Source organism: Actinomadura citrea (assembly GCF_013409045.1).
In the GTDB taxonomy this organism is placed as follows: Bacteria; Actinomycetota; Actinomycetes; order Streptosporangiales; family Streptosporangiaceae; genus Spirillospora; species Spirillospora citrea.
The window spans coordinates 2339224-2351346 of sequence record NZ_JACCBT010000001.1; the positions used below are offsets into that span (position 1 = coordinate 2339224).

Below are 12123 nucleotides of genomic sequence, written 5' to 3' on the forward strand. Positions count from 1 at the left end.
CGTGCATGGTATCCGCCAAACACGAAGGACCCATCAAGATCATCCGGGATAACCCGGAAATCGTGGTCCAATTACTCCAAACCGCCTTCGGAATCGACGTTTCGGACGCGGCCACCATCAGATCGACGAGCGAGAGCTGTACCCAGCTGGCCCCCGCCGCCTACGTCGCCGACAACGTCGTGGAGATATGCGAAGGCGGGTCCACCGAACCCACCATCGGCGTCATCGCCGAGACCCAGCTCGCCAAGGACTCCAGGAAGCACGGCAGCTGGCCGCTTTACTTGACCTCGCTGCACGCCAAGCTCATGTGTCCGTGCTACCTCCTGGTCATCTGCCCTAGCAGATCGGTGGCGGAATGGGCGCGCGAGACGATCCAGATCGGCCATCCGGGCTTCAATCTCGCCCCCTACGTGTTGGGCCCTGGCATGGGGCCTCTCGTCACCACTCCCGACCAGGCCGCGCAGATGCCCGAGATGACCGTCTTGGCCGCACTCGCCAACATCATCCCGACCGACAAGGAGTCCCTGAAGATCACACACGCAGCCCTCGCCACCATCTCGAACGCGGATGAGGAAATCGGCAAGCAGTACACTGATCTGGTGGTGGACGTGCTCTCGAAAGCCGCCCAAAAGATCTTGGAGGGGTACGTGGACACCGGTGTCGCCGGATACAAGTACAAGAGCAGCCCGTTCCGCCGCACACATGCTGAAGGCGAGGTCAGCGGCGAGGCGAAGTCGGTGCTGAAGGTCCTCGACGCGCGTGGGCTGTCGGTGTCGGACGAGGTGCGGGAGCAGATCCTGGCCTGCGCTGACCAGGACCAGTTGGATCAGTGGCTGGTCCGCGCCGCCACGGCGGAGAGCGTCGATCACCTGTTCGGCTGAGCCGGCGGCGCGCGCGTAAGTGAGAACGCCCCCGGTGGTCGCCGGGGGCGTTCTGCGTCAGGGGGCCTCGGTGGGGTCTTCCAGGAGGTCGTCGAACTCGCCGTCCTTGACGCCGGCGATGAAGGCGTCCCACTCGGCCTCGGTGAAGTAGAGGATCGGGCCCTCGGGGTTCTTGGCGTCGCGCATGACGACGGCCCGCTCACCGAAGTCCTTGTGCTGGACGGGGACGTCCCTGCCATCGATGAACTCGATGATGACCCCGTCACTGAGGATCGGTTCCTGTCCGGTCACTGGCACCCCTTCTTCGTCCTGGCTCCTGTCGGGTCCAAGGCTAATGGGGAAGGCATGGGCGGCACGGGGGAAAGCGGTGACTCTCCGTTCGCTCCCGTGTCGCTCAGTCGATGAGGAGGCGGGACGCGGTGATCTCCAGGCGGGCCTGGATCTCCTCGGCGGTGGCGTTGCCGCGCAGCATCTCGATCATCTCCATGGTCCAGATGCCGGACAGGGCGCGGGCGACGAGGCGGCGGGGGTCCTCGGCGGGGATCTTCTCCGGCGGGCCGGACGCGGCGCGCAGGAGCAGTTCGCTCATGCGGTCGCCGAAGTCGGTCTTGACGTCGGAGAGGAGGAGGGAGCGGATCAGCGCCTCGGCCAGCTCCGGCTCGCGCATCAGGCCGCGGGTGGCGCGCATCAGCACCTCGACGGCGCGCTCCGGGGCGCCGCCGGCGCGGGGCGGGCGGCGCTCGATGCTGCCTTCGAGGAGGTCGAGCTCCTCGCTGACGACGGCGACGACCAGGTCCATCTTGGACGGGAAGTAGCGGTAGAGGGTGCCGAGGGCGACGCCCGCGCGCTCGGACACGGTGCGCATCTGCATGGCCTCGATCCCGCCGCGCGATGCGAGTGCCGCGGCCGCCTGGACGATACGCTTGCGCCGCTGGTGCTGGCTGCGGGAGCGCACGCCCTGGCCGCCCGGCTGACCCCGGGTCTCGTCCCCGGTCACTGTCGGCTCTGCGGTCACGGTCGCCTTCCCTTCTGTGCGGGCCCGGTCGCCCGACGCCTTCCCCCAAGCGTACCGCTCTTGCGAGAACCTGTTATCTGATCAGCTCATCGCGCTCTCGTTCCCCGCTGCCCCCGCCCGTCCGGTTTCCCATGACACCCAGGGGAACCGCATTGCGAACGAGGGAGATCAGCCCTCTGGACACTTAGTAGAATCTGTTCTACTTTTTCGCCGTGGGACGGATCGGGGAGGTGGGCCGGTGAGCGTCGCGGCGCTGCTGGAGGCGCGGGCGGACGACGACCGCCCCGGGCTGCGGTCCGCCGACGACGGCCGGGCCTGGACGTGGCGGGAGGTCGTCGCCGAGTGCGCGGCCCGCGCCGCGTGGCTGAGCCGTGAGGCGCGCCCCGAACGGCCGGTCCACGTCGGTGTGCTCCTCGACAATCTTCCCGAAGTGGTGTTCCTCCTCGGGGGCGCGGCGCTGTCGGGGGCGGTGGTGGTGGCGCTGAACCCGACGCGGAGCGGTGCCGAGCTGGCGGGCGACGCCGAGCGCGCCGACTGCGACCTCGTCCTGACCCAGCCGCGGTACGCCGAGAAGGCCGCCGCCCTCGGGCTGCCGGTCGTGGACGTGGACGCGTTCCAGGAGCTGATCGCGCCCTTCGCGGGCTCCCCGCCGCCCGACGCCTCGGCGATCGGGTCCGGCACGCTGCTGATGTTGATCTTCACGTCCGGGACGTCGGGACGGCCGCGGGCCGTTCGCGTCACCCACCGGAAGGTGGTCGTGCCGGGTGAGATGCTCGCCGAGCGCATGCTGTCGCCGGAGGCGGTCGTCTACTGCCCGATGCCGCTGTTCCACTCGGGCGCGGTCATGGCGGCGTACGCGCCCGCACTGGCCGCCGGCGCCGAGCTGGTGCTGCGCGCCCGGTTCTCGGCGTCGGCCGTCCTCCCGGACGTGCGCGCCCACGGCTGCACCTACCTGCACTACGTCGGCAAGGCCCTCTCGTACGTGCTGGCCACGCCGGCCGGGGAGGCCGATGCCGACAATCCAGTGCAGTTCGCCTTCGGGAACGAGGCCGCGCCGCTGGAGCAGAAGACGTTCGGCAAGCGTTTCGGGTGTTTCGTCATCGACGGCTACGGCTCCACGGAGACCGCGATCTCGCTGGCGCCCGACCCGTTCGGCCCGCAGGGCGCGCTGGGGAGGCCGGCGGACGGCATCGCGATCCTCGACCCGGCGGGACGGGCGTGCCCGCCCGGCGTGTTCGACGAGGCCGGACGCCTGGTGAACGGCGACGAGGCCGTGGGGGAGCTGGTCAACACCGGCGACCTCGGCCTGTTCGACGGGTACTACAAGGAGGACGCCCCCGACCGGCTCCGCGACGGCATGTTCTGGAGCGGCGACCTCGCCTACGCCGACGCGGACGGCTACATCTTCTTCGCCGGGCGCAGCGGCGACCGGATCCGCGTGGACGGCGAGAACTTCGGCGCCGTCCAGGTGGAACGCGTTCTGGCGGAGCTGCCCGGTGTCCGCGGGCTCGCCGTTTACGGGGTGCCGGACGCCGCGTCCGGCGACCAGGTGATGCTGGCCGTCGTCGCCGACGCCTTCGACCCGGGGGCGTTCGCCGACTACCTGCGCGGGCGCGCCGACCTCGGACCGAAGTGGATCCCGCGGTACGTGCGGGTGGCGCGGGAGCTGCCCGCGACCGCCTCCAACAAGATCCTCAAGCGCCGGCTGGCCCGGGACGCCTGGCGCACCGACGACCCGGTGTGGTGGCGGCCCGGCCGCGACCTCGACTACCGCCCGATGAGCGCGGCGGACGCGGCCGCGCTGCGGGCCGAGTTCGAGCGCAGCGGCCGGCTGCACCTGCTGGAAGGGAGCGGATGAGTGGACTTCAACCTCGACGAGACCCAGCAAGACATCAGGGGGCTCGCGGCGGACGTGCTCGCGCGGGAGGCCGCGCAGGAGCGGCTGGAGGCGTTCGAGAAGGGCGGGGCGCCCTATGACGACGTGACGTGGAAGGCGCTCGCCCAGGCGGGGCTGCTCGGCGTCGTCCTGCCCGAGGACGCCGGCGGGGCCGGCCTCGGGCCGGTCGAGCTGGCGGTGATCCTGCGGGAGGCCGGGGCCCGCACCGCGCCGGTCCCGGTGTACGCCTCGCTCGCGCTGGCGGCCGTCCCGATCGGGGCGCACGGGACGCCGGAGCAGCGCGCCCTGCTCGCCCCGCTCACCGAGGGCGCGACGATCCTGACGGGCGCGTACCGCGAGGTCGGCCCGGTCGGCGAGGTCGCCGCGACGGCCCGCGCGGACGGCGGCGGCTACGTGCTGGACGGTGTGAAGACGTTCGTCCCGTACGCGCGGGAGGCGTCCCTGATCCTGGTCCCTGCCCGCGTCGAGGACGGCGGGGTCGGGGTGTTCCTCGTGGAGCCCGCCGCCGTGACGATCACCGAGCAGCCGTCGGCGACGACCGAGCCGCTGTCGCGGGTCGCGCTGGACGGTGTCCGGGTCGAGGCGGACGCCCTGCTCGGCGGGACGGCGGACGGCGCCGCCTGGGACACCCTGCGCCGCTCGGCCGTCGCGGGCGCGGTCGCCGTCGCCTCCGGTGTCATCGAGGGCGCGCTGGAGCTGACCAAGGAGTACACGAAGACGCGCGAGCAGTTCGGCCGGGCGCTCGCGCAGTTCCAGGCGGTCACGATGCAGATCGGGGACGTCTACATCGCCAAGCGCGCGCTGGACGTGGCCGTGTGGGCGGGCGTGTGGCGCCTCGCGCAGGGCGCGGACGACGCCGAGGAGGTCCTCACCATCGCCGCCTACAACGCCTGCGACCCCGTGGTGAAGGCGCTCTACACCTGCCAGCACCTGCACGGCGGCATCGGCCTGGACATCACCTACCCGCTGCACCGGTACTTCGCCTGGGGCAGGCACTGTGGGCATCTGCTCGGCGGCGGCGAGGACCGTCTCGACGCGCTCGGCGCCCTCATCGCCCAGGAGGCCTGAATGTTCATCGACCTGACCGACGAGCAGAAGCGGCTGCGCGCCGAGCTGCGCGAGTACTTCGAGAACTGCCTGACCGCGGAGCAGCGCGCCGCGATCCGCGCCGACCCGTTCGGCCCCGCCTACCTGGAGCACTGCCGGCGCCTCGGCCGCGACGGGATGCTCGGGGTCGCGCTGCCGAAGGAGTACGGCGGCCGCGGCTACGGCCCGGTCGAGCAGACGATCTTCGCCACCGAGATCGCCCGCGCCGAGGTCACCTACCCGCTGATCACGCTGAACTCCGTGGCGCCGACGATCCTGCAGTACGGGTCGGACGCGCACAAGGAGCACTTCATCCCGCGCATCCTCGCGGGCGAGTGCCACTTCGCGATCGGCTACAGCGAGCCGGGCGCCGGCACCGACCTCGCGGCGCTGCGCACCACCGCCATCCGGGACGGCGACCACTACGTCGTCAACGGCCAGAAGATCTTCACCTCCGGCGCCCACCACGCCGACTACGTGTGGCTCGCGGCCCGCACCGACCCGGAGGCCAAGAAGCACAAGGGCATCTCGATGCTCATCGTCGACTGCCGGGACCCGGGCTTCTCCTGGACGCCGATCATCACGATGGACGGCGCGCACCACACGAACTCCACCTACTTCCAGGACGTCCGCGTGCCGGCCGACATGCTGATCGGCGAGGAGAACAAGGGCTGGGACCTCATCGTCAACCAGCTCAACCACGAGCGGGTCACGCTCGGCCCGGCCGGGAACATCGGGCACACCCACGTCCGGTTCGCTCGCTGGGCCCGCACGACCCGGGGACCCGGCGGCCGCCCGCTCATCGAGGAGCCGGCCGTGCGCCGCGCGGTCGCGCAGGTGTACGCCTACCTGCGCGCGAACGAGTTCCTCAACTGGCAGGTCGCGGCGAACCAGGACCTCGGCTGGCTCGGCGCGGCCGACGCGTCCGCCACCAAGATCTACGCCTCGGAGCGGATGCAGGAGGTCGGGCGGATCGCCGGGGACGTCCTGGCCCGGTACGGCGACCCGGGCGACCCGGAGACGGCGGATTTCATGGAGTCCCTGGACCGGCTCGCCAAGGGCGCGCTCGTGCTGACCTTCGGCGGCGGCGTCAACGAGATCCAGCGCGAGCTGATCGCCATGATCGGCCTCGGGCTGCCCCGGGCGCCGCGCTGACGCCGCAGGAGGCCGGGTCAGGCGGCCCGCCGCCTGACCGTCGGACCCGTCCCGCCGTCAGACCTGCCGCGCCCGCACCTTCTTCGGTTCGGCGCCGTGGGCGAAGCCGCCGGCCTCCCGCGGATCGCGATGGGCCTGCTCGTGGGAGCGCAGCCGGGACGTGACGCGCTGGAGGTCGTCCATGAACAGGTCGGCGAGGTCGTGCCCCAGCCCGTTGCGCACCACGACGCGCAGGACGTCGAGGTCGGTGCGGTTCTCCGGAAAGCTGTAGGCGGGCACGAGCCAGCCGCACTCGCGCAGCGCGGCGGACACGTCGTAGACGGTGAAGGCGGCGGCGTCCCCCCGGACCCGGAACGCGAACACCGGGAGCTCGTCGCCGCCGGTGAGCGTCTCGTACGGGCCGAGCCGGCCGATCTCGTCGGCGAGGCGGGTGGCGACGTCCCGGCACCCCTGCTGGACGCGGCGGTACCCGTCGAAGCCGAGCCGCAGGAAGTTGTAGTACTGGGCGACGACCTGCGCCCCGGGCCGGGAGAAGTTCAGGGCGAACGTCGGCATGTCCCCGCCGAGGTAGTTGACGTGGAAGACGAGGTCGTCCGGCAGGGCGTCCTCGTCCCGCCACAGCGCCCAGCCCACGCCCGGCATGACCAGCCCGTACTTGTGGCCGGAGGTGTTGATGGAGGCGACCCGGGGCAGCCGGAAGTCCCAGAGCAGGTCCGGGTCGAGGAACGGGGCGATCATCGCGCCGGACGCGCCGTCCACGTGGATCGGGACGTCGAGCCCGGTACGCGCCTGCAGGTCGTCGAGCTCCGCCGCGACGTCGGCCACGGGCTCGTAGCTCCCGTCGAACGTGGAGCCGAGGACGGCGACCACGCCGATCGTGTTCTCGTCGCACAGCTCCACGGCCTCCCGCGCGCCGAGGTGGTAGCGGTCGCCCTCCATCGGCACGTAGCGGGGCTCGACCTCGAAGTAGTTGGCGAACTTCTCCCAGCAGATCTGCACGTTGACGCCCATGACGAGGTTGGGGCGGTCGGCCGGCTCGCCCGCGGCCCGCCGCCGTTCCCGCCAGCGGCGCTTGAGCGCGAGGCCGCCGAGCATCGCGGCCTCGCTCGACCCGGTGGTGGAGCAGCCCACCGCGTGGTGCGGGTCCTCCGCGTTCCACAACCGGGCGAGCATGTGCACGCAGCGCAGCTCCAGCTCGGCGGTGCGCGGGTACTCGTCCTTGTCGATCATGTTCTTCTCGGCGCACTCGGCCATCAGCGCCCGCGCCTCCGGCTCGGCCCACGTGGACACGAACGTCGCCAGGTTCAGCCGCGCGTTGCCGTCCAGCATCAGCTCGTCGTGGACCACCTGGTAGGCGGTGGAGGGCTCCATCTCCCCGGCGGGCAGCCGGTACCGCGGGACCGTCAGCGGCTCCCGGGTGAAGATCGGGTTGACCACCAGGTCGCGGCCGCCGCGCCCGGCGCGGGGCGGGTGCTTCGGAGCCATGTCGCCCTCCTCGTCCGTGCGGGGACGGGGCGTCCCCCGTACCGCACGACAAGTACCCGCGGCGCCGGCGCGCACACACCGCGTGAGCGTGTCGTCGCAGGTCAATCGCCCGGTGGGCGGGTCAGTCGTCCGGCGGGGCGGGCTCGTTCAGGCCGTTCTCCAGGATGGCGAAGGCCTGGTCGACGGTCTCCGACAGCGTGGCGAACGCCCCGCCGAGGCGGCTGGTGGCGTCGGCGGCGGCCTGGAACGCGCAGGTGGTGGCGGCGGCGACGACGTGCGGGCGCAGCTCGCTGGCGGGGTCCAGGCCCATCCGCTCGGCGATGACCTCGGTGAGCAGCGCCTGCTTCCGCTGCGCGTGCTCCAGGCTGCCCGCCATGAGCGTCGGGCTGTTGCTCATCATCGCGAGCATGCACTCGAAGCGGCCGGGGTCGAATCCGAGCTCGCCGGCCTCGCAGGCGCGGGCGATCTCCACCACGGTGTGCCGCAGCGCGGTCATGATCGGCTCGTCCCGAGGGCGTTCGGCGAGCTTGCCCAGCACGGCGCGGGTCTGCTCTTCCTGGAAGGTGAGGGCGACGTCCTCTTTCGAGGCGAAGTAGCGGAAGAACGTGCGGGACGAGACGTCCACGGCGTCGGCGATCTCCTCGACGGTGGTGGCGTCGAACCCCTTCTCGGCGAAGAGGGCGAACGCCGCGTCGACGAGCGCCTCCCGGGTGCGCTGCTTCTTGCGTTCGCGCCTGCCCGGGGGCTGGGAACCGGGGCCGGACGTACCGGTCTCGGGGGCGGTCGCGGTCATGCGCGCATTGTAATCGCCCGGCGATCGTCCGTCGAGCGCTGGATGTCGTGACGTGAAACATGTCACGAGCAAACCAAGGGCAGTTGACGACAACTGTCATGCCATGACAATTTTGAGCCCTGCCAAGCCGGAGGTCGATGATGACTCAATCCCATGGCGCCGAGACCCTCGAACCGGGCGCCGTCCACATACCGCCGCGCGACCAGGCGCGCGGCCGTCCCGCCAGAGCGGGGCACGGGCATCCCTGGCTCACGCTCATCGCGGTCGCGCTGGGCGTGATGATGGTCGGGCTGGACGCGACCGTCGTGTCCATCGCCAACCCCGCGATCGCCAAGGACCTCGGCGCGAGCCTGTCCGGCCTGCAGTGGGTCACCAACGCCTACCTGCTGGCGCTCGCCGTCACGCTGATCCCGGCCGGGAAGATCGCCGACCGGTTCGGCCGCAAGCGCACCTTCCTCGCGGGCGTCGTGGGGTTCGCCGTGTCGTCGGTGCTGATCGGGCTCTCGGGCGGGCTCGGCATGGTGATCTTCTGGCGGGTGGTGCAGGGGTTCGCGGGGGCGCTCCTGCAGCCGGCCAGCCTCGCCCTCCTGCGCAACACGTTCCCGGCCGAGCGGCTGAACGCCGCGATCGGCATCTGGGGGTCCACGGTCGGCATCTCCATCGCCGGCGGCCCCATCGTCGCCGGGCTGCTGGTGGAGAACGTCAACTGGGAGTCGGTGTTCTTCCTGAACGCCCCGCTCGGGGTCGTCGCGCTGCTCGTCGGCCTGTGGGTGATCCGCGAGTCCAGGGACGAGGAGGCCGCCGGCTCGTTCGACCTGCCGGGCGTCGCGCTGCTCAGCGGCGCGCTGTTCGCCCTGGTCTGGGGGCTCATCAAGGCCGGCGAGAACGGGTTCGGCGACGCCGTCCCGCTCGTGTCGTTCGCCGCGTCCGCCGTGCTGCTCGCCGCGTTCGTCTGGAACGAGCTGCGGGTGGAGCGCCCGCTGCTGCCGCTCGGGCTGTTCCGGTCGGTGTCGCTGTCGGCGGCGACCGGCCTCATCGTGCTCGGCTTCTTCGGGATGTTCGGGACGATCTTCTTCATCACCCTGTACCTGCAGCAGGTGCACGGCATGAGCCCGGTCGACGCGGGCGTGCGGATGCTGCCGATGACCGGCGTGTTCATCGTCGCCTCCCCGGTGGCGGGCGCGCTGACCAGCCGGTTCGGGCCGCGGGTGCCGCTCGTCCTCGGGATGGCGTTCACCGCGACCGCGATGTTCGGCCTGTCGCGCATCGGGGTGGACGCCCCGTACGTGCAGCTGTGGCCGTGGTTCGTGCTGGTCGGCCTGGCGTTCGGGATGGTCATCGTCGCCGGCACCGAGGCCATCGTCGGCAACGCGCCCGCCCACCTCGCGGGCGTCGCGGGCGGCCTCCAGCAGACCGCCGCGCAGGTCGGCGGCGTCCTCGGCACGTCGGTGCTGGGCGTGCTGCTGTCGACCAAGGTCGGGGACGTGCTGTTCGGGCGGCTCACCGGCGCGGGCCTTCCCGGCGAGGCGGCGCACCGGCTCGAAGGGCAGGGCGGGCTCGTCTCGCAGGGGGTGGCGCCCGTCCCGCTTGGCACGCCGAAGCCGGCGGCCGACGCCATCACGACCGGGAGCCACCTCGCGTTCATGGACGGCTTCCAGACGTCCCTGACCGTGGCGGGCGCCGTCGCGCTCGTCGCGATCCTCGCCGCGCTCCTGGTGCGGCGCGGGACCTCTCCGGTCGAGGGCGCGGCGGCCGCGTAGGTCCCGGTCTAGGCTGCCGGTGTGGTGGGTTTCGCGAGGCTTCGCCGGATCCTCAGGTCCTATCCGATGCCGCTGACGTTCCTCGGGCTGTTCGCGGCCATGTGGATGGTGCAGGCCCTGATCCTGCCTCCGGGCGCGCGGCAGGCCGTGATCGCCTGGGCCAGCACCAACCTGGCCAACCTCGCGGTCAACCCGGTCGGGACGATGGTCGTCTCGGCGTTCGTCGCCGAGGGATCGCAGGGCGTGCTGCTCGTCGCGGCGGCGATCGGGCTGTTCCCCATCACCCGGCGGTTCGGGAACCTGCGGGCCGTCGCCCTCATCACGGCCTCGCACGTGCTCGGCACGCTCATCAGCCAGGGCATCGCGCTGGTGCGGCTGGAGGCGGGCCTGCTCTCGGACTCCATCCGCACGATCCCCGACGTCGGGCCGTCCTACGTGCTGTGCGCGGCGCTCGTCGCGGCCTTCCTGTACGGGCACGGGCGGGTCCGGCGGCTGGTCGCGCTGGCCTGGTGGTGCGCGCTCGTGCCCGTGCTGCTGGACGGCCTGCTCACGCTGGAGGTCGCCGCCGTCGGCCACCTGGTGGCCATGCTCACCGGCGCGGTCGCCGGGCGGCTGCTCCTGCTCCGCGAACGCCGGCGCGGGCCCGCGCCGCTCGGCGCGGTGCCCGCCGGTCCTCCGGCCGCCGGAGCCGCCGAGGCCTGACCCCGGTCAGCCCTCGCCGCCCGGCTGCGGGGCCGGGTTCGAGGTGGGGCTCGGGCTCGGGGTCCCCGGGTCCGACGGCGGGTCGGACGGGGTGTCCGTCGGCGGCGGCGTCGTCGGATCCGTGGACCCGTCGTCCGGCGGGGTCGTCGGATCGGACGGCGTGTCCGGGGGAGTGGTCGGCGTCGTGTCGTCCGGGGGCGTGGACGGCTGCTCCGGCTTCGTGGGGGTACCGGACGCCGGCGGCTTCCCGCCCGCGGGCTCCTGCGACGGCGACGTCGCGGGCGGCGCCGGCGCCGCGCCGCCGGCGGGCGACCCGCCCACCTGCTGCGGCGGCGAGCCGTACGCGCTGGTCACCGGGTTCTGCGAGCCGCCGTCCGCCCGCTCGGAGCCGGTCAGGCCGGGCGGCGGGTCCGGCGGGACACCGTGGCTCGACGTGGACGCCGGGTGCGTCTGCCCCTTGCCCGCCGTCGGCGTGAGCGAGGCGGCGCTGCCGCCCTTGGCCGCGGGCCAGGACACCAGCAGCCCGATGACGGCCGCGGCCGACGCGGCGACGCCCGCGACCGCGCCGAGGCCCTTGGAGGCGAAGCGGGAGGCCCCGCGCCTGCGGTGGTCCGCCCGCGCCGGGCCGATCACGACGAGCGGGCTCGGTGAGATGACGCTCGGCAGCGGCCGGGCGGCCTCCTCCTCGCAGGCCGCGAGGACCTGGTCGCGCAGCCAGCCGGGCGCGTGCGCCGGGGCCCGCCGGGCGAGCAGCCGCGGCAGCCGCCCCTTCTCGAACGCCGAGATGAGGTCGAGCCGCGCCTCGGTGGCGCCGCGCATCAGGATGTCGAGGACGGCCCGCTCCAGCCGCGTCCGCGCCGCGTTGAGCAGCTGCAGGACGGTGTCCGGCGCGAGGCCGAGGACGCGGGCGATGTCGTGCGGTTCGAGCCACTCGCCCGCCGACAGCAGCAGCACCTCGCGGTGGTCGGAGCGCAGGCTCCCGGCGGCGCGCAGCAGCGGGTCGGGGTCGGCGAACAGCGGGCCGCGCGCGCCGGCGCCGATGCCCGGCCCATCGGTGAACGCGCCGCGCTCGGCGCAGGCCGTCCGGGAGAGCGAGTAGAGCCAGAGCACGCTGTCGCCGCGCGGCGGCTGGTGCACGGCCGCGCTGAAGGTGTCGCCGACGGCCGCCGCCGCGAGCTGGTCGCCCACGAGCGACCAGCAGTAGGCGTACAGGCGGTCGGCGTGCGCGTCGTAGAGCGAGCCCAGGTCTCCGCCCATGTTGCCCCCCGTCTCCGTCCGGTTTCACTTCCGACAAAACGTGCATATCGCAGGCCAGGGGGACTCTAGCGGTTCCGGTCAACCCATGAGAA

General features: G+C 72.6%; 11 protein-coding genes. 6 read left to right on the plus strand and 5 right to left on the minus strand.

Annotated elements, in window-relative coordinates:
• The first annotated feature begins 5 nt into the window (after positions 1–5).
• Positions 6–881, plus strand: a complete 876-nt coding sequence (locus BJ999_RS11025; protein ID WP_179833211.1) for a hypothetical protein — start codon at positions 6–8, stop codon at positions 879–881.
• Positions 882–938: 57 nt separating this feature from the next.
• On the opposite strand, the gene BJ999_RS41930 is transcribed toward BJ999_RS11025, so the two are convergent.
• Positions 939–1172 (minus strand): DUF397 domain-containing protein, encoded by a 234-nt coding sequence (locus BJ999_RS41930; RefSeq protein ID WP_179833212.1) that lies wholly within the window; start codon positions 1170–1172, stop codon positions 939–941.
• Positions 1173–1275: 103 nt separating this feature from the next.
• Positions 1276–1896, minus strand: coding sequence for a TetR family transcriptional regulator (locus BJ999_RS11035; RefSeq protein ID WP_229810478.1), 621 nt, complete (start codon positions 1894–1896; stop codon positions 1276–1278).
• A gap of 238 nt (positions 1897–2134) precedes the next feature.
• Here BJ999_RS11035 and BJ999_RS11040 point away from each other — a divergent pair, with 238 nt between their 5' ends.
• From BJ999_RS11040 to BJ999_RS11050, 3 genes are read left to right on the plus strand one after another with little or no spacing between them, the layout of a single operon-like run.
• On the plus strand, positions 2135–3754 hold the full coding sequence (locus BJ999_RS11040; protein WP_179833213.1) for an AMP-binding protein: 1620 nt from the start codon (positions 2135–2137) through the stop codon (positions 3752–3754).
• Positions 3755–4861: an acyl-CoA dehydrogenase family protein gene (locus BJ999_RS11045; RefSeq protein WP_179833214.1), complete on the plus strand. Its 1107-nt coding sequence runs from the start codon at positions 3755–3757 to the stop codon at positions 4859–4861. It begins immediately after the preceding gene.
• Positions 4862–6034: an acyl-CoA dehydrogenase family protein gene (locus BJ999_RS11050; protein WP_179833215.1), complete on the plus strand. Its 1173-nt coding sequence runs from the start codon at positions 4862–4864 to the stop codon at positions 6032–6034. It begins immediately after the preceding gene.
• Between the two features lie 57 nt (positions 6035–6091).
• Here BJ999_RS11050 and gad read toward each other — a convergent pair whose 3' ends face one another.
• Both gad and BJ999_RS11060 read right to left on the minus strand, forming a co-directional pair.
• Complete coding sequence (gene gad / locus BJ999_RS11055; protein ID WP_179833216.1) at positions 6092–7519, minus strand: glutamate decarboxylase; 1428 nt, start codon at positions 7517–7519, stop codon at positions 6092–6094.
• Between the two features lie 121 nt (positions 7520–7640).
• The gene (locus tag BJ999_RS11060; RefSeq protein WP_179833217.1) at positions 7641–8312 is read right to left on the minus strand and encodes a TetR family transcriptional regulator; all 672 of its coding nucleotides are present in this window, start codon (positions 8310–8312) and stop codon (positions 7641–7643) included.
• Positions 8313–8452: 140 nt separating this feature from the next.
• On the opposite strand from BJ999_RS11060, the gene BJ999_RS11065 reads away from it, so the two are divergent.
• Both BJ999_RS11065 and BJ999_RS11070 read left to right on the plus strand, forming a co-directional pair.
• Positions 8453–10072, plus strand: coding sequence for an MFS transporter (locus tag BJ999_RS11065; protein WP_179833218.1), 1620 nt, complete (start codon positions 8453–8455; stop codon positions 10070–10072).
• Positions 10073–10093: 21 nt separating this feature from the next.
• A complete protein-coding gene (locus BJ999_RS11070) occupies positions 10094–10774 on the plus strand; it encodes a rhomboid-like protein (protein WP_179833219.1) in 681 nt (226 codons plus the stop codon).
• Between the two features lie 6 nt (positions 10775–10780).
• Here the strand turns inward: BJ999_RS11070 and BJ999_RS11075 are convergent, their stop codons facing one another.
• Positions 10781–12031, minus strand: coding sequence for an RNA polymerase sigma factor (locus BJ999_RS11075; RefSeq protein ID WP_179833220.1), 1251 nt, complete (start codon positions 12029–12031; stop codon positions 10781–10783).
• Positions 12032–12123: the final 92 nt, after the last annotated feature.